A 22,369-nucleotide genomic window follows, 5' to 3' on the forward strand; every position below is an offset into this window, starting at 1 on the left:
AGGAGGCGCTGTTGGACACAGTCGTTGCCTCCTCATTCCTCTCGAAAAGATGCCTCGATAAGCCGCCGCTGTCACGTGGTTCTCCGCTTAGCTAAAGACGGATACAGGGCTGGTTCGGTCAGAGACTCGCCGCGTCGTCGGCCCGTTCGAGTCCCGTGGCCGTGATGCGAAACTGTGCGGACTCGCCCGCGGGCTTCGAGCGGTGTTTCTCGAGCGTCGCACGCCGGTTGCCCCCGCGGAAGCGGTCGATACGGCAGACGACGCCGGTCCAGTGCTCGAGGGTGTTGCCGCCGAGCGGGCGCGTCCGGTCCGAGTCGGGGTCGGCGAACACCTGGTTGGTGAGGACCACCGCGAGGTCGTGTTTGCGCGCGAGCGAGAGCAGGTGTGTCACCTGGCGGGCGACCGCACGGAGGGCGTCACCCTCGGCACCGTCCTCACCGCGCTCGAGTCGGTAGAAGCCGGTCGCGCTGTCGAGGACGATCAGGTCGGCACGGTCGGCGAACGCCTCGGCGTCGCGGACGGCGGTCTCCTGTTCGGCGAAGTCGAGGGCGTCCTCGATGACGATTCTCGAGGCGACGTCCTCGATGTCGTCGGTGCGGGCGGCGAGCAGTTGTTCGAAGCGGTCGACGGAGACGCCCTCGGTGTCGATGTAGACGACGGTGCCACCGCGGGCGGCGGTTTCGACGGCACCGCTCAGTGCGAGGTTCGTCTTTCCCGAGGCGGGTGGGCCGTACAGCTGGGTGACGGTTCCGCGTTCGAACCCACCACCGAGTAACGCGTCGACCGAGCCACACCCGGTCGAGATCGACTGTTCGTTCACTGACGACGGGTAGGCCCGGACCGGAGAAAAAGCCCCCGGAACCCGGCGCTGTCGGCGCTGAACGTTTATCTCGTCACCGACCCAAGCGTGTGTGTGATCGTCGTCGCGACCTCCGACTTCGAAGTGTATCACGAGGTGGTCACTGACCTCCGCGAGCGCGGGTCGACCTTCACCACGGTCGAACCCGACGAAGACCTCCCACCGGCGACGAGCGTCGTCATCACCGACGAACAGAGCACCGAGAGCGTCGACGCGAACGTCCCGACGGTCGTCGCCGATCCCGACACACCGCGAGCGGCCGTCGACGAGGCGCTCGCGACGTTACGCGGGGCGGGCGGACGGACCGTGGTCGGCGTCGACCCCGGCAGAAAGCCCGGCATCGTCGTCTGCGCGGGCGAGACCGTCGTCGCGGGATTTCAGGTCCCGCTGGCCGACGCCGTCGACACCATCGAGCGCGAACTCGAGGGTGCCGTCGACCCCGTCGTCCGCATCGGTGACGGCTCGCGACTCGAGAGCGCCCAGCTAGTCAACGACCTCGAGGACGTCCGGGTCGAACTCGTCGACGAGACGGGGACGACGCCCTACCTCGGGACGGGTGCTCGCGGGATGGGTGACGTGCTCGCGGCGGTGAACATCGCGCGACTCGAGGGCGAGGTCGTCGAGAACCGCGACGTCGAGCCGACGGCGGGTGAGATACAGGTGATCAAAGACCGCTCGCGCCGCCAGAGCGAGACGAACCGAGCGATCGACGAACTGCTCGCCCGCCGGGTCGCCGCCGGGGAGTTGACGATCGAAGAGGCGCTCGCTGTACATCGGGGTGGCGCGTCTGCGGAGGGTGAGGGCGGCGACGAATCCGAGCGCGGCGACTGAGGGACACAGAACGCGGTCGCTCGCGGCGTGGGTACGAAGAAAGAAACGGAACCGAACTGAAACTCGTCGGACGGGCGAAACGGGGGGCTAGCAGGCGATGACGTCCGCCGCCTCCGCGGAGGCGAACTGGTAGTTCTCGTTCGACTGCATGCTCACCTGCACGGCGCTCGCAGCGCCGCCGTCGTCGGCGAAGGCGAGTGCTGCGTGCTGTTCGTTGAGGTTGAGCTGGGTGACGAACTGGGTCTGTTCGACCGTCGCGCTCGTGAAGTGGTCGACGTCGTTGAGCTGTTCGTTGGACCCATCGTAGTCGAACGAGAGCAGCGGGTTGTCGGGGACGGCGTCGCCGCCGAGCGTCACGCTCGTCGTGTCGGTGTAGACGGTGCCGTCGTAGCTCTCCTCACCGCCGGCAGTGATCGCGCTCGCGTGGCCGACCTGTGCGTTGTAGTTCTCCTGGTAGGAGTACTGGACGGCCGTCGCCTCGCTGCCGTTGACGGCGATGGCGACCGCCGCGCTCTGCATGTTGAGGTTGACCTGTTCTGCGCTCTGGTACTGCGTGACGCTCGCCACCGACTCCTGGCGGTCGGCGTCGTCTTTCTTCTCACCTTTCTTGTCGTCCGTACCCGTCTCCGTGTGCGACTCGCTCGAGACGACGCCGTTGTCGTGGCCGTTCTCGAGTCCGGCGGTCGCGACGGTCATGCCGTCCATCGTGGTGAGGATGTTCTCGGCGGTGGCGCTGCCGAACTGGGTGTTGACGTTCTCCTGGTCGGAGACCTGGATGGCCGTCGCCGTGCTGTTCTCGCCGACGGCGATGGCGACGGCACCGCCCTGTTCGTTGTAGTTGACCTGTTCGATGCTCTGGACCTGGTCGACCGACGCCTCGGCCGTCTGCTCGGCGTCGACGCCGCCGTCACTCTTCTTCGACTTCTTCTCGTCGGTCGCGTAGAGGTTCGTCGCATCCGAGACCCCCTCCTGGAGGTTCTCGTTGTACTGCGTGGTCGTCTGCAAGGCGACCGCTTCGCTGCCGCCTTCGGCGAGTGCGAGCGCCATGCTCTGTTCGTTGTAGTTGAGCTGTTCGACGTCCTGGCTCTGGTCGACCATCGCGGAGGCGCTCTGGTAGAGGTCCGCCGCGGAGCCGTCGTCGCCGGTGACGGCCCAGCCGTCGAACTGCTGTACGTCGCCGTTTCCGAAGACCAGGTAGACGTCACCGGGCTCTTCGAACGTCGCCTGGTGGTCGGTGGCGTCGACGTTCTCCGCGTCGGCCTCACCGACCTGTTCGTTACTGTTCTGCTGGGAGGTTTCCTGCACCGCCGTCGCCTCCCCGCCGTCGATGGCGATCGAAACCGCCTCGCCCTGGACGTTGACGTTCACCTGCCCAACGTCCTGGTACTGGACGATCTCGCTGTCGATCTCGTCTGCGTCACCGTTCGCGTGGGCTTCGACGTACTCCTCGAGCGTTATCTCGCCGAGGTCGGCGCCGAACGACAGATAGAGGTCTTCGCCGTTCTCGAGCGTCTGGACGAGTTCGGGGTTCGTCTCTCCGTCACCCGCAACCGCAGGTGCCGCGAGTGAAACTGTCGAGAGCAGCATCATCCCGACGACGAGAACAGTCAGCGTTCGTGATCGTAAGCGCGTAGTGGAAGTCATGAGTCGTGTGATTTGCCTCGTGAGGGTCTTTTGTTACTACTGCTTCGAGTAGCGAAAATTCGTTTTCCGAGCTGTCACATTGTTATGGGCGGGTTGCGACGACGGTGGCGAGAGCGTACTCGAGAGAACGGAACGACTGCGGCGAAGAACGGACCGACTATACACGGGGCAGTGAACGGCTAGTGGGGCGACCCGTTGTCGCCCGGTCGGTCTCGAGTTCGTTCGCCAGCGCTGACCGCGTTTCGTCGCTGAAAGGTGGACGAAACGCGCGATAGGCCGAGTGTAGACGGACACCTCAGCATCCTCCTACCGGTGTTCGACGGCGATGGGCGATCACCAGTAGACATATCCAGTAAGCAGTACGTATTCGTTACGCAGTTATATTTCCCCGAGATGTATAGAAGAAATGTCAGGTGCGAATTTCGAATGGTGAAGTGAACGCACTGACATTTTCCGACTTCCACTGAAACCGTCGTCCGGGTTGAAGTCGTTCTTCGATGGGCACTCATCTACAGTAGTGCGGATTCACGCCCACTGCTGGACAACCAACTATGAAACGGAAACTCACGTTCGTACTCGTACTCGCGATGGTCGGCAGCCTGTTCTTCGCAGGCTTCGCCGGATCGGCCTCGGCACAGCTCGTAGACGTCGACGCGATCACCGGTGGTGACGGCGGCGACGGCGGAGAGGCCACCGTCAACCAGGAAGCGAATCAGGGTAACCTGAACGTCCAGTACGCAGACCAGTCTGCGAAGTCCGGCGGTGATGCAGTGCAGGTCGGCGTGGCAGAGCAAGGTAACGCCAACGAGCAGGTGGGCGTCGCGGTCTCCGCTGGCGGTGACGGCGGCGACGGCGTCGACGCCGACGTCGACATCGACGTCCTCGTCGAACTGCTCGATGGTCTCAACGGCTAACGACATCGTGTAACCACGCCAGCTAGCGGCTACCGATAACCGCGGTATTTTTTCGTCGTCTCGAACCCGCAGAGCGGAGCGACTCCCCGCCGATCACTCGTCCTCGAGCGCTGCCTCCGCTCGTCGGAGCACCGCCCGAACCGAGAGCCCGGTCGCTCGCGCCACTGCCAACGCGTCGTCGTACTCGGCGCTGACGTCGTAGACTGCGCCCTCGCGGTCGCTCGCGACTTTTATCGACACCTCGTAACGCTCGCCGTCGACCTCGAGCGTCACCGTCTCGAAGCGACGGTCGGCGATCCAGCGGTGAGTCACCCCGGCGTCACGGACGCCGAGCGTCCCGGTTTCCTCGGCGAGACGGCGGGCCACCCGTTCGCGGTCGGGCGGCCGACAGATCACCGTCACCCGGTGGCCGGGCCGGCCCTTCTTCATCGTCACCGGGGCGACCGAGACGTCTCTCGCGCCCGCGCTCGCGAGCGTCTCGTGGAGACCGCCGAGCACTTCGGGCGTCACGTCGTCGACGTTCGTCTCGAGCACCGCGATGTCCTCGCGAACGAGACCACCGCGCGTCTCACCGACGAGCGCACGCAACACGTTCGGGTGTGGGTCGAGATCGTAGCCGCCAGCGCCGTAGCCGAGCGACTCGACGGTGAGCGACGGGAGCGCCTCGACGCCGTCAGCGACGTGACAGAGGATGGCCGCTCCCGTCGGTGTCAACAACTCGGTCTCGACCGGGCCACCGCGGATCGACCAGTCCGCACGCTCGGCGAGTTCGACGACCGCGGGCGTCGGGACGGGATACTCGCCGTGGCTCATCGAGACCGAGCCACCGCCAGCAGACAGCGGCGTCGTCACCACGCGCTCGGGTGCGAGGTCGGCGAGCAACAACACCGCCCCGACCACGTCTGCGATGGCGTCGTCCGCGCCGACCTCGTGGAAGTGGATCGACTCGAGGTCGGTGCCGTGGACGCTGGCCTCTGCCTCGCCGAGCAGTTCGAAGATCGCGAGCGCGTCGCGTTCGACAGCGGCGTCGAGGTCCATTCCCTCGACGATGTCACAGACCTCGCGGTAGCTTCGGTGCGGGCCGTGGCCCTCGGCGAGGTGAGCGTGGTGGTGGCCGTCGTCGTTCGCCGCGGCGTCGTCCTCGTGGCCGTGGTCGTGATCGTTGGAGTGGCCGTGGTCGTCGGTGTGATCGTGATCGCTGGTGTGATCGTGATCGCTGGTGTGATCGTGGTCGTCGGTGTGGCCGTGGTCGTGGTCGCCAACGGACGTCCCGTCGCTCGAGACGACCACGTCGACGCTCGTCGCGGAGATGGCACACTTCTCGACCGCCTCGGTTCGGTACTCGACCGCGAGTGCCTCCGTTACGGGCTCGAGAACCGCGGGGTCACCGCCGGCGGCGACGAGTGCGCCGAGGATCATATCTCCGCTCGCACCCATCGTCCCGTCGAACGCCAGTACGCGCATACCTACGAGGGAGCGGCGGGTACTCAAAAACCCCGCTGCTTCGATCGAAAACGCGCCGACATCCGCCGGTGCCGGTACCTCTATGTAGCTCCCCCGCTGACCGTTATATGGTACAGTCTAGCACGGTGGGACGACTCACCGTAGCAAAAAACATATCCGAACACGAATCGGAGAAGAAAACATCGCCGTCCATCCCTAACCATGAACGAAGTCCAACTGGAGGTCGCGAAAGCGTACCCGAACGATTCGGGTCGTGGGATCGCACGACTCGACCCGGACACGCTGTTGCACCTGAAGCTGAGTCCGGGTGACATCATCGAGATCGAAGGTGCAGATACGACCGCCGCGAAAGTGTGGCGGGCAGACAGACAGGACTGGAACACAGACACCGTCCGGATCGACGGGTTCACGCGCCAGAACGCCGACGTCGGTATCGGCGAGCGGGTGACGATCCGGAAAGCCGAGGCGACGAAAGCCGAGACGCTGGTACTCGCTCCACCCGAGGAGGCGTCGGTTCAGTTCGGCTCCGACGCCGCCGGCATGGTCAAACGCCAGATCCTGAAGCGGCCGGTCGTCGGCCGCGACATCGTCCCCGTGATGAGTTCGACGAACCATCCATTCATGCGCTCGCCCGGCCAGGCGATACCGCTCATTGCCGTCGAAACCGACCCCGACGGGGTCGTCCTCATCACCGAAGACACCAACGTCGAACTCCGCGAGGAACCCATCTCCGGGTTCGAGAAGACCGGCGGTGGGATCACCTACGAGGACATCGGCGGTCTCCAGGGCGAGATCCAGCGCGTCCGCGAGATGGTCGAACTGCCGATGAAACACCCCCAGATCTTCAAGAAACTGGGGATCGAACCACCGCAAGGAGTCTTACTCTACGGCCCACCCGGCACCGGGAAGACCCTGCTCGCGAAAGCCGTCGCCAACGAGACGAGCGCGAGTTTCTTCTCGATCGCCGGTCCCGAGATCATCTCGAAGTACTACGGCGAATCCGAACAGCAACTGCGCGAGATCTTCGAGGACGCGAGCGAGGAGTCCCCGGCGATCATCTTCATCGACGAACTCGACTCCATCGCGCCCAAACGCGAGGACGTCACCGGCGAGGTCGAGCGCCGCGTCGTCGCGCAGTTGCTGACGATGATGGACGGACTCGAGGCACGCGGGCAGGTGATCGTCATCGCGGCGACCAACAGAGTCGACAGCGTCGACCCCGCACTCCGCCGCCCCGGCCGGTTCGACCGTGAGATCGACATCGGCGTCCCCGACGAGGTCGGCCGCGAAGAGATCCTGCAGATTCACACCCGCGGGATGCCGCTCTCCGACGACGTCAGCCTCTCGAGTCTGGCCGACGAGACCCACGGCTTCGTCGGTGCCGACATCGAGAGCCTGACGAAGGAGGCGGCGATGAAGGCCCTCCGGCGCTACCTCCCCGAGATCGACTTAGACGAAGAGGACATTCCGCCGAGCCTGATCGACCGGATGATCGTCAAACGCCAGGACTTCCGCGGTGCGCTCAACGAGGTCGAACCCTCCGCGATGCGCGAGGTGCTCGTCGAGTTACCGAAGATTACCTGGGACGACGTCGGCGGTCTCCACGAGGCCAAAGAGCAGGTCAAAGAGTCCGTCGAGTGGCCGCTGACCGAACCCGAGCGCTTCGAGCGCCTGGGGATCGATCCACCGGCGGGTGTCCTGCTGTACGGCCCACCCGGCACCGGGAAGACCCTCATGGCGAAAGCCGTCGCCAACGAGACGAACGCCAACTTCATCTCGATCCGCGGCCCGCAACTGCTGAGTAAGTGGGTGGGTGAGTCCGAAAAGGCCATCAGACAGACCTTCCGGAAGGCCCGGCAGGTCTCACCGACGGTGATCTTCTTCGACGAACTCGACTCGCTCGCCCCCGGCCGCGGCGGCGACGTCGGGAGCAACGTCTCCGAGCGCGTCGTCAACCAGCTCCTGACCGAGCTGGATGGCTTAGAGGAGATGGAAGACGTGATGGTCATCGGCGCGACGAACCGCCCGGACATGATCGATCCCGCCTTGCTCCGGTCGGGGCGGTTCGACCGGCTGGTCATGATCGGCGAACCCGGCACCGACGGCCGCGAACGCATCCTCGAGATCCACACCGAGGACACGCCGCTGGCCTCCGACGTCAGCCTGCGCGAGATCGCCGAGATCACCGACGGCTACGTCGGCTCCGATCTCGAGGCCATCGCCCGCGAAGCGGCCATCGAGGCCCTCCGCGAGGACCGCGAGGCGGACATCGTCGAGATGCGCCACTTCCGGAAAGCCCTCGAGAACGTCCGGCCGACGATCACCGACGACATCCTCGACTACTACGAGCAGATCAAAGAGGAGTTCAGAGGCGGTACCGGCACGGCCCAGCCCGGAACGGGTCGCCGCGGCAGTCGCATCGGCTTCCAGTAACCGACCCACTGCTCCCGTCTCGGCATCCATCGTCGACGCGTTTTGCCGACGGCCGAACTGCCACAGCACCTGAGTACCAACCGAGACCAGCACAGAGACCGTCCATTCGGGAGTACATATCTATCCCATGATACAGTTCGGTCAGGATACCCTGACCGAAAGCGGAGCCAACGGGTGTAGGGAGTGAGACACTCTCACACAAGGGGGCACGGCCGCGTAGAACGGGGAGGATACAGACGTACAACGAGTCTGGAGTGAACCTAAAACGGTGCGGAATTCGTAGGACTGGCGTAAACCTGGTGAAATCGGTCGAAACGCTCGACCGGCTATATACCCGGGTGCGTGTAAAAACTGACACATCCTCCGGGTGCCCCCATGTCCTCTCCACCAACCACACACGACCGCCAGTCTACCTCCGCTCAGGAGGTCCCAGGAGACCGCCACGCCGACGACGACTCACTCGAGCGGATCGCCCCTCGAGTCGCCGGGCCGGTGCGTGTTGCCGGCTTCTGGAGCGCGATCGTGCTCCCGTTTCTGTACGTCCCGCTGCTCGCCACCGGACTCTCGAGTGCTGCGGAGACGTTGGCGTTCCTCGGTCTGCTCGCGCTCAACGTCCTGGCGTTGTACGTCGGTCACTCACACCTGAACTAGGTTGCAGTATGTTAACGTAGACACCACAGTTAAGTATCTTGGCAACTAGTCGGCTAGTATGGCCGCTCACGGCCGGTCCGCACTCCGGGACCTGTTCGATGAATCGCCGACGCCACACATTGCCCACCCCCCTCGCACTCATCACCGTGACTTCTACGTCGCCACCGATGGGTCCTATCGCAACGCGGGTGGCGGTCTCGGCGCAGTAATCGAGACACGCGACGGGACACGCGTCGGCCGAATCGCGACGAGTGACACTCCGCCGGACAACAACGTCGCCGAGTACCGCGCTCTCCACCTCGGTCTCGACATCCTCGCCGTCCGTGCCCCGCCGGACGCGCGTATCGGCATTCTGGTCGACCACGACCAGCTCGCGAGCAACGTCAACAACGCCATTCTCGCCGCTCGCCACCCGGAGTACAAACCACCGCGGCCGTTCTCCGTCCCGCCTGCGAGTGCGAACCACTGGCGCGGGATTCAGGCGCGACTCACCGGCTTCGGCGAAGTCCGCGCCGCGCGCATCGACAGCGACCAGAACCCCGCTCACCCGCTCGCGAACGCACCCGAGCAGTACCACCACGTCAACCGCGAACTCGACCGGTGCGTGCTCCCCGACCCGCCACAGCCGTCGGCGACGGAGTTTCCACCACCGTCTCGAGCGAACCGAAACGGCGGCAGAGCGAGCGACTGAAAACCCGTCTCGCACGAGTGAAACCCCCGCCACGAGCCGTTTTGTGGCCGGATACGGAAACGAAGTCACCACACGCCGTGTGAGCCCCCCGCCAACGGCGTCGGGAGACGAATCGAGAGCGCGAGGAGAGGGAAAAACGCTAGTCGCGGTCCTGTGCGTCGACGACCGCCACACCCGCCAGGTTGACGATGTCTTTGACTTCGTCGCCGCGCTGGAGGACGTGGACCGGTCTGTCCATGCCGACGAGCATCGGGCCGATGGCCTCCGCCCCGCCGAGCCGCTGGAGGAGTTTGTAGCCGATGTTCCCCGACTCGAGGTTCGGGAAGACCAGCACGTTCGCGGGGTCCTCGAGCGTGGAGAACTCGTAGGTGCCACGGAGAATCTCCTCGACGACGGCGGTGTCGGCCTGCATCTCACCGTCGACGGGGAAGTCGACCTCGGGATCGTCTCTGAGCTGGCTGACGGCGCGTCGCGGTTTACGGGTCGCCTCGTTGTCGACGCTACCGAAGTTCGAGTACGAGAGCAGGGCTGCGCGCGGTTCGACGTTGAACCGGCGGGCGAGTTTCGCCGTCTGCTTCGTGATCTCGGTGAGAATCTCCTCGTCCGGCTCCTGGTTGACCGTCGTGTCGGCACAGAAGACGACGCGGTTCTTGAACGTCAGGAGGTAGACCCCGGCGGCGTAGTCGACGTCGTCTGCGGTGCCGATCACCTGCAGCGGCGGGCGGAGCGCCGAGGGATAGTGGTGGGTCAGCCCCGTCAGCAGCGCGTCGGCATCACCCTGTTCGACCATCACGCTGCCGAAGTAGTTCGAGTCGCGGGCGATGCGGTCGGCCGCCTCAGAGCGCGTGATCCCCTTGCGCTGTCGAAGCTCGTAGAGGCGGTCCGCGTAGGCCTCGTAGTTGTCCACACCGGGGTCGACGACTTCGGGGTCGAACTCGAGACCGAGCGCGGCTGCGGTGGCCCTGATCTCGTCGCCCTCGCCGATGAGCACCGGCTCGGCGATGCCCTCCTCGGCGAGCTGGTAGGCCGCGCGGATCATCTTCTCGTCTTCACCCTCGGCTAAGGCGACGCGCTTGGGATCGCTCTTGGCCTTGTTGAGCACGACGCGCATCATCTCGCGGGAGAGTCCGAGACGCGCCTCGAGTCGCTCCTCGTACTCGTCGACGTCGATCTCGATGCGGGCGGCCTCGGAGTCGATCGCCGCCTGTGCGACGGCGGGGGCGACCTGGAACAGCACGCGCGGGTCGACCGGCTTCGGGATGATGTAGTCGGGACCGTACTGGATGGGGTCGTCGCCGTAGGCTTTGACGACCGCGTCCGGGACGTCCTGGCGGGCGAGGTCGGCGAGCGCCTCGGCGGCGGCGACTTTCATCGCCTCGTTGATCTCGCTGGCGCGGACGTCGAGTGCGCCACGGAAGATGAAGGGGAAGCCGAGGACGTTGTTGACCTGGTTCGGGTAATCGGAGCGACCCGTAGCCATGATGACGGTATCGTCGCGGGCGGCTTTCGCCTGCTCGTAGCCGATCTCCGGATCCGGGTTCGCCATCGCGAAGATGATCGGATCGTCAGCCATCGAACGCACCATGTCCTCGTCGACGATGCCGCCGATCGAGAGCCCGACGAAGACGTCGGCACCCGCCATCGCGTCGGCGAGATCACCCTCGGGAACGTCGCGGGCGAACTCGCGTTTGTACTCGTTGACGTCGCCCGCTCGAGCGCGCGCTTCGGTGATGATCCCCGAGGAGTCACAGATCGTGATGTTCTCGGCGCGTGCCCCGAGCGAGACGTAGAAGCGGGCGGTCGCGAGTGCACTCGCACCCGCACCGGAGAAGACGATCTCGAGGTCGGCCAGGTCCTTGTCCGCGACGTCGGCGGCGTTGAGCAGCGCCGCACCACTGATGATCGCGGTGCCGTGCTGGTCGTCGTGGAAGACGGGGATGTCCATCTCCTCGCGGAGGCGTTCTTCGATGACGAAACAGCCGGGGGCTTTGATGTCCTCTAAGTTGATGCCGCCGAAGGTCGGTTCCATCATCTTCACCGCCTTGATGATCTCCTCGGGATCGGTCTCGTCGAGTTCGATGTCGAAGACATCGATATCGGCGAAGCGCTTGAACAGCACGCCCTTGCCCTCCATGACCGGCTTGCCCGCCTGTGCACCGATGTCGCCCAGACCGAGCACCGCAGAGCCGTTCGAGACGACGCCCACGAGGTTCCCCTTCGCGGTGTAGCTATAGGCGTCCGTTTCGTCCTCGTAAATCTCCATACAGGGGGCGGCGACGCCCGGCGAGTACGCGAGCGAGAGATCCCGCTGCGTGTTCGTCGGTTTCGTCGTCGAAATTTCGAGTTTCCCCGGTGGATCGGTTCGGTGATACTCCAGTGCGTCTTCGTCGAGACCCATACCAGAGGCCACTGTGAGGAAGTACAAAAAAGAACGCGAAAGGGGTATTCGACGATCGTCGATATTCGAGAGACGACGGGCGGAATTTACCGCCCACAGGTCAGAACGCTTTCTCGAGACCGGTCTGTGGGCAACTGGTGGACTGGCCGACGAGTCGACCCCTTTATACGTGACGCGCCAGTGACAACGCGTATGGACGTCGCGCTCGGAGGGACGTTCGACCCCGTACACGACGGCCACAGACGGCTGTTCGAGCGGGCGTTCGAACTCGGTGACGTGACCGTCGGACTGACCAGTGACGAACTCGCCCCGAAGACGCGCCACGTCGACCGCTACGTCCGCCCGTACGCGGAGCGAAAACGCGACGTAGAGCGCGAACTCGAGCACCTCGCCGCCGAGTACGGCCGCACGTTCGAGGTCAGGACGCTCGAGGAACCGACCGGTATCGCGACCGAAGCCCCCTTCGACTACCTGATCGTCTCGCCCGAGACCATCGCGGGCGGCGAACGCATCAACGAGATTCGACGCGAGGCGGGCTACGACCCCCTGGAACTGGTGGTCGTCCCCCACGAACTCGCCGAGGACGGCGAACGGATCTCGAGTACCCGCATCGTCAACGGCGAAATCGACGAACACGGCGAACTCACACCCGAGCGAGACGGGCGCGAACGCGACCGCTGAGCTACCAGTTCGGTGGCTCGAGACCCGCCGTTTCTAACACGTCCTTCCAGCGCTGCTGGATCGACAGCCGCGAGACACCCACCGCCTCGGCGACCGCCCCCTGGGTACGCCCATCACCGGCGATGAGCGCCCCCGCATAACAGCTGGCGGCGAGGGCGGCCCGTTTCGAGCGGTCGGTCTCGGGAACGTCGGTGAGAAAGAGGTCGACCGCACACGAACGCGCCTCCCTCGAGAGGTCGAGGTCGTCGCCGATGCGCTCGAGTTCGGTCACCCAGCGCTCGTATTCGACTCGGTCTCGCGCCCGATACATGACCGACGGTTCTCACTCGGATGGCATAAACACACCCGTCTCCGAATGCGACGACGGGTCACCTCCGCTCGAGACACAGTCGCGACAATAGTCAGCTACGCGAGGCAACGTTCAACTACGAACGATTAGCTCGATTGGCCGCTCGCGGGCCGTTTTATAGGTCACGGTTACTAATGGGCGAGCGATGCCAAGGGGGGCTACGGCGTCCGCCGCGACTCCCGGTGCGTGGCCACGTTGTACCCTGCATGAACGAACCAACCTGTAAGCTCGTCTGCACAGGCTGCGGTCTCGAGATGCCGTATCGAGATCGCGCGCTAGCGGAGCAAGCAGCCGAGTTACACCAGTTGCGCGATGCCGAGCACGTGACGTTCATCGTGCCGCCAGACTGGTCGCCCGAAGAGCCGGTGACACACTAGTGAGGTGGGCGGTGGACGGAGAGAACACCCCGGATCGATACTTTCTTACGCGACTCGTGGATACTCACCCCTGCGCGCGGGTAGCCAAGTGGTAACGGCGCAGCGCTTAGGACGCTGTCCCGTAGGGGTCCGCAGGTTCGAATCCTGTCCCGCGCATCAACCTTTTACGCTGCGGGCTGACTCCGTCAGCCCTCGGCTAAACGGGTGATCAAACGCACTCCGCTCCCGATGGTCGCTCGTCGGCCCGAGCGCGAAGCGCTCGGTGAACGGCGTCGCTCGGGTTCTCCGAACCGCTCGCTCGCCGACAGGGAAGCCCGCGGGAGACGTGCACGTGCAAGCGCGAAGCACGGGTTCTCGGGAGGAGTTCGAATCCTGCTCGAGTGCATGCTCCGCGAACAATCCGTGAGCGGAGCATGCGCAACGCGCAGGTTCTCAGGAGTAGTTCGAATCCTGCTCGAGCGCATCAACCGTTTACGCTGCGGGCAGACTCCGTCAGCCCTCGGCTAAACGGGTGATCAAACGCACTCCGCTCCCGATGGTCGCTCGTCGGCCCGAGCGCTTCGCGCTCGGTGAACGGCGTCGCTCGGGTTCTCCGAACCGCTCGCTCGCCGACAGGGAAGCCCGCGGGAGACGAGCACGTGCGAAGCGTGCGTTCTGTGGCCCGTCGATGGGCGGAACGCGCCACGCCAGTCTCGAGGTGGTTCTCGAGACCACACTAACGGTTCGTGGCGGGACGGTGAAACGAACGACAGACACACGTCAGACGGTCCACAACGCTTATTCGCGCAGCGCCAGGTTGTAGTAGCAATGGTCTTAGACGACGTGTTCGGGGACATCTTCTCGAGCGTCGATGCCGTCGCGTTGTTCTCGCCGAGTGGCTCCTACTACGAGCGCTTTGCGGACCTCGACGAACTCGACGTCGTCGTCGTCGGTACCGAAAACACGGTGGGCGCGGAGACCTTCATCGAGTTGCCACTCGAGTTCGGAGACGTCGCCGAACGCATCCGCTTCGGTCTCGAGGGCGGTCTCGAGAAGGGAGTGATCGAGGACGGGGACGTCCTCGCGTGCGCGACGAGCGTCTTCGGCGACGGCATCGATACCGTCTCGCGCGTGCGGGCCGACGGCGAGATTCGGACGGGGCTGTACGATCTGTTCGCGAAGTCCCGTCCCGAACCCGAAGTGATCAAGGCGGTGCTCGAACTGGCGATCGAACTCGGGAAGAAAGGGCAGAAGGGCAAGCCGGTGGGGGCGCTGTTCGTCGTCGGCGACGCGGGGAAGGTGATGAACAAGTCGCGGCCGCTGTCGTACAACCCGTTCGAGAAGTCCCACGTCCACGTCGGCGATCCGATCGTGAACGTGATGCTCAAGGAGTTCTCGCGACTCGACGGGGCGTTCGTCATCTCCGACTCGGGGAAGATCGTCTCGGCCTACCGCTACCTCGAGCCCTCCGCAGAGGGCGTCGACATCCCGAAGGGGCTTGGGGCGAGACACATGGCGGGCGGTGCGATCAGCCGGGATACGAACGCGATTTCGATCGTCCTCTCCGAGAGCGACGGGTTAGTACGCGCGTTCAAGGCGGGAGAGATTATTCTGGAGGTCGACCCGGAGGCGTACTGATATGGACTGGCAGGCCTTCATCGACGAGCCAGCAGTGATAGCGGCCGCGGTGTTGGCCCTCGGGTTCGTCGTGGGCTACCTGGTCGGTCGGCTCAACAAGGAGTTGCTGACCGCTGCGGGCGTCGCAGAGGCCGTCGAAGGGACGCCGTTCGAGCGGACGGCCCAGAGCCTCGGCACCTCGACGGTCGAACTCGTCGCCCGGCTGAGTTCGTGGTTCATCTACGGCATCGCCATCCTGACCGCACTCCACATCGCCCAGTTGCTCAACACCGACGACTTCTGGCTGCGCATCACCGGCTTCGTCCCCCGCCTGTTCGTCGCCGTCCTCGTCCTCATCGTCGGCTTCATCATCGCCGACAAACTCGAGCTCGTCGTCAGCGAGTACTTCCGCGGGGTGAAACTGCCGGAGGTGGCGATCATCCCGAAGGTGGTCAAGTACTCGGTGCTCTACGTCGCCGTCGTCATCGCCCTCGCACAGGTCAACGTCGACGTGCTGGCGCTGTTGATCCTGCTGACGGTGTACGCCGCAGGCATCGTCATCGTGGGCACGTTCGCCTTCAAAGACTTCCTCGTCTCGAGTGCCGTCGGCATCTACCTGCTGTTGAACCAGCCCTACGGCATCGGCGACCGGATCCGCATCGGCGAGCAGGCGGGCATCGTCCAGGAGGTCGACATCTTCGTGACGAAGATCGAAGCCGACGACGAGGAGTTCATCATCCCGAACCGGAAGGTGTTCGACGAAGGCATCTGCCGGGTCCGCGAACAGTGACTCACTCGAGTGTGAGTCCGGCGTGCCACTGCTTCGCGCCAGCCTCGCGTTTGACCCGATCCATCTCGGCGAGGAGGTGGACGGCGAGCGAGGCCGTCTCTGCGGCGCGGCTCTCACCTTCGGTTCTGAACTCGCCGGTCTCGCGGTTGGCGTAGACGGTACAGACCGCGCCCGCGCGAAGCCCGTAGATAGAGGCGAGGGTGAGGATGGTGCTCGCCTCCATCTCGATGTTCTTCACGTTCGCCTCGCGGAGGTGGGCGACCAGGTCGGTCGAGCCTTCGGCCTCGAAGCCGTCGAAGCCGGGACGGCCCTGTCCGGCGTAGAATGAGTCGGCGCTCATCGTCAGCCCCGTGTGGTAGTCGTAGCCGAGTCGCTCGGCGGCGGCGACTAACGCACAGACCACCTCGTAGTCGGCGGTCGCGGGGTAGTCCGCGCGGACGTACTCGTGGCTCGTCCCCTCCTGACGGACGCCGCCGGTCGTGATGACGAGGTCGCCAACGGCCATCTCCGGCTGGATCGCCCCACACGAACCGACGCGGACGAACGTCTCACAGCCGACGCGGGCGAGTTCCTCGAGTGCGATCGCCGCCGACGGCCCGCCGATCCCCGTCGAGGTGACCGAGAGCGGCGTTCCCTCGTAGGTGCCGGTCGCCGTCCGGTACTCGCGGTGGTGTGCGCGGAACTCGTGGTCGTCCCAGCAGGCGACGATCTTCTCGAGGCGGTCGGGATTTCCTGGTAAGAGCACCGCGTCGGCCACGTCGTCGGGGCCGACCTCGAGGTGGTACTGCACGTCGGTGTTCGGGTCTTCGCTGTCGCCGGGCATTCGACCTCGCGTTCGTGTCGACGGGCCATATATCTGGCTGGGAGCGCCCGGCGCACCCATGGACGAATCGGAGGACAGACGACAGGAAAGCATTTCACCCGTCCGGTGTATACATTCGAGTATGGGTGTGCAGTCCCGGGGCACGGACGGCGGCGAGACAGTCACAGTAACCCAGAGCGGTGACTGGTACGTTGCCAAAGACGAGGCGACCGGGATTGCCAGTCAAGGCGAAACGAAAGCTCGAGCGCTCGAGAACCTCGCGGACGCACTAGAATTGAGCGCACGTTCCGTTCCTGAAGAGCGGGTTGAGAGAGTGGAGCCATCGTCGGCTCCCTGGTTCTCCGAGTAAACGCACCATCACTTGCTCCGCTACTGGTGGCTTTTTGTGCCAGCCCGACAACCACCGAACCAGTGACACGAGGGACGTACTCGGGTGAAGACATCATCAAAGCGCTCGGGAAGTGGCGCTTTCGCCGCGTGGACCAAACCGGCAGTCACGTCAAACTCGAGTACGTCGACCCGAATACGGGTGAAAAACGATACGTAATCGTACCGCTACACGACGAACTCGACACCGGCACGCTGCGGTCGATCGCCGAACAGGCGGGGGCCCAGGACTTTCAATCGTTTCTCGACGGAATCGACGACCTGGTGTGAGACGTCTCGAGGTCGCCGAAACACGCGCGCTCGAGGTGCGAATCGGAAGCTCGTCCGGTGGATGGGACGAACCCACCACTTCGAGCGAGCCTACGATATAGTAACAACTGCAACGATTTACACACTGGTCGCCGACCCGTCTGGCGATCAGGTGTGCACTGACTTGCAGTGGCTACTATAGTTCGCGCTCGAGGACGTAGCCCCACGGTTCGTAGCCCCGGCGGTCGTAGAACTCGTGTACCCCGCGTTTCGCCAGCGGCGACGCCAGCGCGATGTGCGCACACTCGCGCTCGCGCGCCCAGGATTCGACGAACTCGAGTAACGCGCTCGCGTGACCCTCGCCGCGCCGGGACTCGGTGACCACGAGATCGTAGAGCCAGGCGTGGCGGGCGTGGTGGAGAAACTCGTCGATGCGGACGCCCGCGACGCCGACGAGGACCTCGCCGTCGAACCGGCCGAACAGGTGGTACTCGTCGCTCTCGGTCCAGGCGAGGACGGTCTCCGGGTCGCGGTCGGTCCACAGCTCCTGGAGGATCGGAACGGCCGCGCGTCGCTCGCCGCTCGTCTCGAGTTCGCGAATGCTCATAAGAGAGTGCTCGAGCGCGCGCACAAAACGGTGGGTGTGGTGTGTCGACGCGAGTCAGTCCGTGTTCAGAGACGACAGCCACACGGCGAGACGCGCCGGTCGCTGGGTCCTCTGACGGTCACCAGGACCATCGGCGTGCCACAGCGCGGGCAGGCCGACGGGAGCACCGACGGGTCGTCGTCGGTGTCGGCAGGTGCGTCCTGGCCGGGCGAGGCGGCCGGGTCACACTCCTCGAGTGTGTCGTCGCTCACGGCACCCTCCGTCGGGGTGTGACACCGGAATACTCAGCGATTCGATACAGACGCGGGCGAGCGTTACCACTCCGAAAATGGCGTGCTCGACCGCGATGGCGGGCGTTTGCGAGACGTTTAAGTCTTGCCAGTCTGTTTGTTGTCATGGCGATCCAGCCTTTCGGCTTGGAAGCCACGTCTCGGGTGCTTCCTCACCCGGGGCATTTCTGTGACCCCCGTGGAGACGGTGGCTTCCAGTCGGTACGTTGACCTGTTCTGCCTTATAGCTACTGGAAACCGGCAGTGGTCGGTGGAGTGGATCACCACTGAGAGGCACATCACGAGCACTCGAGTGTCCAATCGCCAACAGTTAATACAATCGACTCGTAACGGAGGGATAATTACCAATGTCTCCACACTCGAGGTGGTACACGTGAGTTTCGACCGGGACCGGCGCGACCGGTCGAACGACGACAGTGAGCGAACCGAGAGTGCGCAGCGCACTCGAGCGCAGGTCCAGACACAGGGCGGGACTCGCCCACACCAGCACCTCTCGAGTGTACTTCGACCGTCGCCCGAGCAGGCGGCCCAGCTCGACCGGCTGATCCAGACGCGCGGCTTCGAGCAGGTCCAACGGTGGGGCGAACGCGGTGAGTTGCCCGAAGGGTGTAACACCCCGACAGGCGAGCAGGTCCGCGTCGCTCGAGTGCGTAGCTCCTGGAAAGCGGGAGTCGAACTCGACACCGAGAGCGCGATGCGCTCGGTGGAGGCACAGGCCGAGAGCGACCTGGCAGGTGAGACCGCGACACCCGACGTGGTGCGGCGGGTGATTTCCCAGCCAGGACGGCCGCTCGAGAGTCCCGTTCGCGAGGAGATGGAAGCGCGGATGGGCGACTCCTTCGGCGATGTACAACTTCACACGGGACCGGAGGCCGCGAAGGCGGCGAGTGCGCTCGAGGCGAGGGCGTTCACCACCGGGAACCACGTGGTGTTCAACCGCGGCGAGTACGATCCAGAGAGCGCGGAAGGGAAGTACCTGCTCGCGCACGAGTTAGCTCACGTACGACAGCAGACCGGTGGTCAGGTTAGTATGCTCCCCCAGGAGGGGAGTTCGCTGGTCATCGACCCCGACCCCGAACTCGAGCGCGAAGCGGATGAGGTGGCGAGGAAGGCACTCGAGGGAGAGGTGCCGGTGGTAGCTCACCGATTAGGGATGGACGTTCACGTGCAGCGTCTGTCGATCGGTGACGACGGCCCGCAACAGTCNGACAACAGCCGACGACAGTACCCTCGAATCACTGCTCGAGCGCCTCGACCCTCGAGAAGCAGTCAGAGATAGTGGCCGTGACATGGTCGAGGACCGGGCCGAGAGTGATACGGTCGTCGGGGCAGCGGCAAATCTGCTGGCACTCGTCGGTGTGAGCGGTCCGATCTGGGCAACCACGGGCCAGACGGAAGTCGCTGCTGGCGCACACGTCGGGGCGGCGGCGGTCATCAAGCGCGTCGGAGCCGAACCAATCCGCTCGCTCAGTAGTGCTAGCGCAGGTCAGGTGTACGACCTGCTGGTCGACGTTGGATACAAACAGCTCGCTGAGGCGTGGGCTGGAGCAGTTGAACACGTCCGCGGTGACGACGATACTGGTGAGGGGAGAGCCGAATACAAGTAGTACTCAGAACATGTATGCAAATATTGATGGGAACGGTGCAGATGGTTGTGGTGTGAAAGTGGTGGACAATAATGAAGTTGAACACTGGGTTGAGATTAAATATGCTGATGGGAGGGTATCATACCATGAACAAAATGGGTACCCAGACAACGCAGAGGAGCGGACGATCGAAGAAAAAGAATCGATAGCCGAGGCTCGCCTCTTCGCAAAGTACACCGTCTATCGCGAGCGTGGCTATCAGACGCTTCCAGCGAACAGAAATCCCGACCGGATTGCGGCGACACTCCTCGCTCTGGCGCAGCTTTCAAACGAGGAGTTCGAGGAATTCTTCGGCGCGTACTACCGCCAGCACGCACACCACTACCAGCCCGAGATCGAGCCACCGATCGAACCTCCGGCCGACATCGACGCCGGTGAGTTCCTCCGCTACGAACTCGACATCTACCTCGGGCTCGAGCAGGAGGTCGACGAAGCGATTCGCGAACTCGTGGCGGCTGGCATGGACGACGCGGTCAGCAAGACCCTCGAGGCGATCACCGAACCCGTCGACGTGGCGTTCGCTCCCGGCCGCGAACTCGGTCTCGGGATCGATGCCGTCTCCGATATTCGCGTCGCCTACCAGACCGGTCCCGGCGACGAACAGGTCCTCGAAGTCGACCCACCACTCGAGCGTGATCCAGATACCACGCTCCAGCTCGTGGCGTTGCCCTCCGGCTCGCTCGAGGTGTTCCGTCGGCTGCTGGTCCACCACCTCGGCTGTCAGATCCGCGATTGTTATCTCGAGATGGGTGTCGAACCGCCCGAAGCCTTCCGCCTCCTGGGTCACGGCTTCTACGACTCCGCCCAGCGCTACCGCCTCCTCGAGCGCTACGAACCCTACTTCGACTTCGAGGCGGACATCCCTGGCTATCGAACGGTCGACATCGGCCAGCCGCGATAACCCGTGGCGAGCAGCGACCACTCGAGAAACCAGTGGAGTACGACACATCCAGGTCCGGCACTCGAGCGCGAGGCTGACGAGGTGGCGAGGAAGGCGCTCGAGGGCGAGGAGCCACTGGTGGCTCACCGGCTCGGGATGGACGTCCAGATTCAGCGGGCGGCCGCTGACACTTCGGGGAGCATGGTCTATGGCGGCTTAGATAGCGTCACGGAACGGTTGGGTGCCGTCGAAGAGCGGCTCGCCGACCTCGAGCCGTTGAGACCACTCGCGGGACAGGTGTCCACAATCCAGCAGGAACTCGAGAGCGAGGGCGGTGAGGGTGTCGCAAAGAAGGTCGGAGCAGCCGGAGTATGGAGCGGTGTCGGTGCTGGACTGACCCAGGTTCAGACTCACGCGGCGGAGTCCGTCGGCGCGGAAAGTATGATCGGGAACGTGACTGGCCAGCCGGAGGCCGATATGCTACTCTCGAGCGTGATCGCTGGCGGTGTCGCAGCACAGGTTGCAGGTGGCCGCGAGGGGCTGTCGGCACTCACCGATGCGGTGATGAAACGGCTCGGCCGCCGCCAGAGTACGGCGGGCGACTCGCGCGAGGAAGAAGAAACGACTGGAGTAGTCGACTCAATTAAGAACAGAGTGTGAGAGCCGCATGGAAGCAACAATTCTTGGAGAAGATGGAAGAACGGCAATCGTCCAAGTGTTCGACAATAGTGGCATTGAGCACGCACTGGCCATCAACCCAGACGGAGTCATCGAGGAACACGGTCAAGAAGGTTATCCAGTAAACCCGAAAGAACGAACAAATACGGAAGACGAATACGTCTCACAAGCTCGCCGTTTCGCTTGCTACGTCGTCTACCGTGAACGAGGTCACGACACTCTCGAGGCCCACCGTAACCCTGACCGGATCGCGGCCGTCCTCCTCGCAGTGAGTCTACTCTCGAGTGACGGCTTCGAGCAGTCCTTCGGGGCGCTGTACCAGCAGTTTCGGAGCCACTACGACGAAACGGTCTCCCAGGCAGTACCACTCCCTGCGGGTGTCGACCCAGACTCGTTCATCCTGTACATGCAGGACGTAACGCTCGAGGGTGAACCCGAAGGCCGGTGGCGCGAGCTAGCCGAGCGTCTGTCGGCGCGTGCGTCAGAGACTGCCGACCGCCCGTCCATTCGGGACCTCGTTACGCGCACCTCGCGAGATGCGGGCGAGGTGTTCGAATCGCTCGTCAACGAGTACGGAGACGATCTCACCGCGAGTGTCCCCATCGAGTCGGTGTCCGGTCTTCACGTCCGGTACGAAGACGAAACTGGCGACGAACAGACCATCTGGGGTGACGGACGCAGTGGCGATGCCGACGCCCGTATCCAGCTTCCACCCGTGCCGTGTAACTCGCTCGAGCAGTTCAGAGAGTTCCTGGTGCTCCACCTCGTGTGCCAACTGCGCGATTGCTACCTCGGGATGGGTGTCGAACCACCGGAGCCGTTTCGCGTCCTCGGCATCGGAATCGACGATTTCACCGAGAAGTACCGCCATTTCGAGCTATACGAGCCGTACTACGATCCCAGCGCAACTATTCCAGGGTACCGAGACCGTCCACAGTGGTGGTAGGTTCCGGTACCGCCGTCGAGGATGGAATGCTCTACGGCGCGGTCGAAGAGCTACAGGAACAGGTCGACGGACTCGAGCAGCGCCAGTCACAGCTGATGGGGACCATGCTCGAGGCGGCCCCGGGAGCGAGCGAGGACTTCGACGTAGCCGGGGCGGCGGCCAAAGGTCTCGCCGGGTTCGGCGCT

The 22,369-nt window shown here is 64.3% G+C and carries 23 protein-coding genes, 1 tRNA gene and 1 pseudogene; 17 read left to right on the forward strand and 8 right to left on the reverse strand.

What is annotated here, in order from left to right; all coding sequences use genetic code 11:
• Positions 1 to 118 precede the first annotated feature (118 nt).
• Positions 119 to 820, reverse strand: coding sequence for a DNA repair and recombination protein RadB (radB, locus tag N0B15_RS12010; protein ID WP_263019953.1), 702 nt, complete (start codon positions 818 to 820; stop codon positions 119 to 121).
• Positions 821 to 913: 93 nt separating this feature from the next.
• Between radB and N0B15_RS12015 the strand changes: the two genes are divergently transcribed.
• Positions 914 to 1,690 carry a hypothetical protein gene (locus tag N0B15_RS12015; RefSeq protein ID WP_263019954.1) on the forward strand — a complete coding sequence of 259 codons (777 nt, stop codon included), beginning with the start codon at positions 914 to 916 and terminating at the stop codon, positions 1,688 to 1,690.
• 87 nt (positions 1,691 to 1,777) lie between these two features.
• Here N0B15_RS12015 and N0B15_RS12020 read toward each other — a convergent pair whose 3' ends face one another.
• Positions 1,778 to 3,334, reverse strand: coding sequence for a hypothetical protein (locus N0B15_RS12020; protein WP_263019955.1), 1,557 nt, complete (start codon positions 3,332 to 3,334; stop codon positions 1,778 to 1,780).
• Between the two features lie 551 nt (positions 3,335 to 3,885).
• Between N0B15_RS12020 and N0B15_RS12025 the strand changes: the two genes are divergently transcribed.
• Positions 3,886 to 4,248, forward strand: a complete 363-nt coding sequence (locus N0B15_RS12025) for a hypothetical protein (RefSeq protein WP_263019956.1) — start codon at positions 3,886 to 3,888, stop codon at positions 4,246 to 4,248.
• A gap of 93 nt (positions 4,249 to 4,341) precedes the next feature.
• On the opposite strand, the gene larC is transcribed toward N0B15_RS12025, so the two are convergent.
• Complete coding sequence (larC, locus tag N0B15_RS12030) at positions 4,342 to 5,712, reverse strand: nickel pincer cofactor biosynthesis protein LarC (protein ID WP_263019957.1); 1,371 nt, start codon at positions 5,710 to 5,712, stop codon at positions 4,342 to 4,344.
• Positions 5,713 to 5,913: 201 nt separating this feature from the next.
• On the opposite strand from larC, the gene N0B15_RS12035 reads away from it, so the two are divergent.
• From N0B15_RS12035 to N0B15_RS12045, 3 genes are all read left to right on the forward strand, one after another.
• Complete coding sequence (locus N0B15_RS12035) at positions 5,914 to 8,145, forward strand: CDC48 family AAA ATPase (protein ID WP_263019958.1); 2,232 nt, start codon at positions 5,914 to 5,916, stop codon at positions 8,143 to 8,145.
• Between the two features lie 375 nt (positions 8,146 to 8,520).
• Positions 8,521 to 8,796, forward strand: a complete 276-nt coding sequence (locus N0B15_RS12040) for a DUF8028 family protein (protein ID WP_263019959.1) — start codon at positions 8,521 to 8,523, stop codon at positions 8,794 to 8,796.
• Positions 8,797 to 8,854: 58 nt separating this feature from the next.
• Positions 8,855 to 9,487 (forward strand): ribonuclease H family protein, encoded by a 633-nt coding sequence (locus tag N0B15_RS12045; protein ID WP_263019960.1) that lies wholly within the window; start codon positions 8,855 to 8,857, stop codon positions 9,485 to 9,487.
• Between the two features lie 139 nt (positions 9,488 to 9,626).
• Here the strand turns inward: N0B15_RS12045 and N0B15_RS12050 are convergent, their stop codons facing one another.
• A complete protein-coding gene (locus tag N0B15_RS12050) occupies positions 9,627 to 11,885 on the reverse strand; it encodes an NADP-dependent malic enzyme (protein ID WP_263019961.1) in 2,259 nt (752 codons plus the stop codon).
• 192 nt (positions 11,886 to 12,077) lie between these two features.
• Here N0B15_RS12050 and N0B15_RS12055 point away from each other — a divergent pair, with 192 nt between their 5' ends.
• Positions 12,078 to 12,566: a phosphopantetheine adenylyltransferase gene (locus N0B15_RS12055; RefSeq protein WP_263019962.1), complete on the forward strand. Its 489-nt coding sequence runs from the start codon at positions 12,078 to 12,080 to the stop codon at positions 12,564 to 12,566.
• 1 nt (position 12,567) lies between these two features.
• Here N0B15_RS12055 and N0B15_RS12060 read toward each other — a convergent pair whose 3' ends face one another.
• Positions 12,568 to 12,876, reverse strand: coding sequence for a transcription initiation factor IIB family protein (locus N0B15_RS12060; RefSeq protein WP_263019963.1), 309 nt, complete (start codon positions 12,874 to 12,876; stop codon positions 12,568 to 12,570).
• Positions 12,877 to 13,366: 490 nt separating this feature from the next.
• Between N0B15_RS12060 and N0B15_RS12065 the strand changes: the two genes are divergently transcribed.
• From N0B15_RS12065 to N0B15_RS12075, 3 genes are all read left to right on the forward strand, one after another.
• A tRNA-Leu gene (locus N0B15_RS12065) sits at positions 13,367 to 13,448 on the forward strand.
• 651 nt (positions 13,449 to 14,099) lie between these two features.
• Positions 14,100 to 14,909, forward strand: a complete 810-nt coding sequence (gene dacZ / locus N0B15_RS12070; protein ID WP_263019964.1) for a diadenylate cyclase DacZ — start codon at positions 14,100 to 14,102, stop codon at positions 14,907 to 14,909.
• Between the two features lies 1 nt (position 14,910).
• Positions 14,911 to 15,678, forward strand: a complete 768-nt coding sequence (locus N0B15_RS12075) for a mechanosensitive ion channel family protein (RefSeq protein WP_263019965.1) — start codon at positions 14,911 to 14,913, stop codon at positions 15,676 to 15,678.
• Between the two features lies 1 nt (position 15,679).
• Here the strand turns inward: N0B15_RS12075 and N0B15_RS12080 are convergent, their stop codons facing one another.
• Positions 15,680 to 16,501: a nucleoside phosphorylase gene (locus N0B15_RS12080; RefSeq protein ID WP_263019966.1), complete on the reverse strand. Its 822-nt coding sequence runs from the start codon at positions 16,499 to 16,501 to the stop codon at positions 15,680 to 15,682.
• 58 nt (positions 16,502 to 16,559) lie between these two features.
• Here N0B15_RS12080 and N0B15_RS12085 point away from each other — a divergent pair, with 58 nt between their 5' ends.
• A complete protein-coding gene (locus N0B15_RS12085) occupies positions 16,560 to 16,850 on the forward strand; it encodes a type II toxin-antitoxin system HicB family antitoxin (RefSeq protein WP_263019967.1) in 291 nt (96 codons plus the stop codon).
• Positions 16,851 to 16,912: 62 nt separating this feature from the next.
• The gene (locus N0B15_RS12090) at positions 16,913 to 17,158 is read left to right on the forward strand and encodes a type II toxin-antitoxin system HicA family toxin (RefSeq protein WP_263019968.1); all 246 of its coding nucleotides are present in this window, start codon (positions 16,913 to 16,915) and stop codon (positions 17,156 to 17,158) included.
• Positions 17,159 to 17,333: 175 nt separating this feature from the next.
• Here the strand turns inward: N0B15_RS12090 and N0B15_RS12095 are convergent, their stop codons facing one another.
• Positions 17,334 to 17,744 carry a GNAT family N-acetyltransferase gene (locus N0B15_RS12095; protein ID WP_263019969.1) on the reverse strand — a complete coding sequence of 137 codons (411 nt, stop codon included), beginning with the start codon at positions 17,742 to 17,744 and terminating at the stop codon, positions 17,334 to 17,336.
• A gap of 65 nt (positions 17,745 to 17,809) precedes the next feature.
• On the reverse strand, positions 17,810 to 17,995 hold the full coding sequence (locus N0B15_RS12100; RefSeq protein WP_263019970.1) for a hypothetical protein: 186 nt from the start codon (positions 17,993 to 17,995) through the stop codon (positions 17,810 to 17,812).
• A gap of 733 nt (positions 17,996 to 18,728) precedes the next feature.
• Here N0B15_RS12100 and N0B15_RS18350 point away from each other — a divergent pair.
• The 6 genes and pseudogenes from N0B15_RS18350 to N0B15_RS12130 all read left to right on the forward strand — a co-directional run.
• Positions 18,729 to 19,313 (forward strand): eCIS core domain-containing protein, encoded by a 585-nt coding sequence (locus N0B15_RS18350; RefSeq protein WP_425494236.1) that lies wholly within the window; start codon positions 18,729 to 18,731, stop codon positions 19,311 to 19,313.
• Between the two features lie 10 nt (positions 19,314 to 19,323).
• The gene (locus N0B15_RS12110; protein ID WP_263019972.1) at positions 19,324 to 19,641 is read left to right on the forward strand and encodes a hypothetical protein; all 318 of its coding nucleotides are present in this window, start codon (positions 19,324 to 19,326) and stop codon (positions 19,639 to 19,641) included.
• Positions 19,642 to 19,651: 10 nt separating this feature from the next.
• Entirely contained in the window at positions 19,652 to 20,581 is a 930-nt protein-coding gene (locus N0B15_RS12115) for a DUF7958 family protein (protein ID WP_484549518.1), read from the forward strand.
• A gap of 3 nt (positions 20,582 to 20,584) precedes the next feature.
• On the forward strand, positions 20,585 to 21,220 hold the full coding sequence (locus N0B15_RS12120; RefSeq protein ID WP_263019974.1) for a hypothetical protein: 636 nt from the start codon (positions 20,585 to 20,587) through the stop codon (positions 21,218 to 21,220).
• A gap of 7 nt (positions 21,221 to 21,227) precedes the next feature.
• Positions 21,228 to 22,184 carry a DUF7958 family protein gene (locus tag N0B15_RS12125; protein WP_464503007.1) on the forward strand — a complete coding sequence of 319 codons (957 nt, stop codon included), beginning with the start codon at positions 21,228 to 21,230 and terminating at the stop codon, positions 22,182 to 22,184.
• Positions 22,178 to 22,369 (forward strand): annotated as a pseudogene (locus N0B15_RS12130) (hypothetical protein); the annotation flags it as partial. The gene N0B15_RS12125 and the pseudogene N0B15_RS12130, both read left to right, overlap by 7 nt.

The organism is Natronobiforma cellulositropha (assembly GCF_025629245.1).
In the GTDB taxonomy this organism is placed as follows: domain Archaea; phylum Halobacteriota; class Halobacteria; order Halobacteriales; family Natrialbaceae; genus Natronobiforma; species Natronobiforma cellulositropha.

What these genes read in the sequence shown, in the direction of transcription:
- N0B15_RS12020 (WP_263019955.1), bottom strand. Translation starts at nt 3,334, where the DNA reads ATGACTTCCACTACGCGCTTACGATCACGAACGCTGACTGTTCTCGTC.
- N0B15_RS12025 (WP_263019956.1), top strand. Translation starts at nt 3,886, where the DNA reads ATGAAACGGAAACTCACGTTCGTACTCGTACTCGCGATGGTCGGCAGC.
- larC (WP_263019957.1), bottom strand. Translation starts at nt 5,712, where the DNA reads ATGCGCGTACTGGCGTTCGACGGGACGATGGGTGCGAGCGGAGATATG.
- N0B15_RS12035 (WP_263019958.1), top strand. Translation starts at nt 5,914, where the DNA reads ATGAACGAAGTCCAACTGGAGGTCGCGAAAGCGTACCCGAACGATTCG.
- N0B15_RS12040 (WP_263019959.1), top strand. Translation starts at nt 8,521, where the DNA reads ATGTCCTCTCCACCAACCACACACGACCGCCAGTCTACCTCCGCTCAG.
- N0B15_RS12045 (WP_263019960.1), top strand. Translation starts at nt 8,855, where the DNA reads ATGGCCGCTCACGGCCGGTCCGCACTCCGGGACCTGTTCGATGAATCG.
- N0B15_RS12050 (WP_263019961.1), bottom strand. Translation starts at nt 11,885, where the DNA reads ATGGGTCTCGACGAAGACGCACTGGAGTATCACCGAACCGATCCACCG.
- N0B15_RS12055 (WP_263019962.1), top strand. Translation starts at nt 12,078, where the DNA reads ATGGACGTCGCGCTCGGAGGGACGTTCGACCCCGTACACGACGGCCAC.
- N0B15_RS12060 (WP_263019963.1), bottom strand. Translation starts at nt 12,876, where the DNA reads ATGTATCGGGCGCGAGACCGAGTCGAATACGAGCGCTGGGTGACCGAA.
- dacZ (WP_263019964.1), top strand. Translation starts at nt 14,100, where the DNA reads ATGGTCTTAGACGACGTGTTCGGGGACATCTTCTCGAGCGTCGATGCC.
- N0B15_RS12075 (WP_263019965.1), top strand. Translation starts at nt 14,911, where the DNA reads ATGGACTGGCAGGCCTTCATCGACGAGCCAGCAGTGATAGCGGCCGCG.
- N0B15_RS12080 (WP_263019966.1), bottom strand. Translation starts at nt 16,501, where the DNA reads ATGCCCGGCGACAGCGAAGACCCGAACACCGACGTGCAGTACCACCTC.
- N0B15_RS12085 (WP_263019967.1), top strand. Translation starts at nt 16,560, where the DNA reads ATGGACGAATCGGAGGACAGACGACAGGAAAGCATTTCACCCGTCCGG.
- N0B15_RS12095 (WP_263019969.1), bottom strand. Translation starts at nt 17,744, where the DNA reads ATGAGCATTCGCGAACTCGAGACGAGCGGCGAGCGACGCGCGGCCGTT.
- N0B15_RS12110 (WP_263019972.1), top strand. Translation starts at nt 19,324, where the DNA reads ATGGTCGAGGACCGGGCCGAGAGTGATACGGTCGTCGGGGCAGCGGCA.
- N0B15_RS12115 (WP_484549518.1), top strand. Translation starts at nt 19,652, where the DNA reads ATGTATGCAAATATTGATGGGAACGGTGCAGATGGTTGTGGTGTGAAA.
- N0B15_RS12125 (WP_464503007.1), top strand. Translation starts at nt 21,228, where the DNA reads ATGGAAGCAACAATTCTTGGAGAAGATGGAAGAACGGCAATCGTCCAA.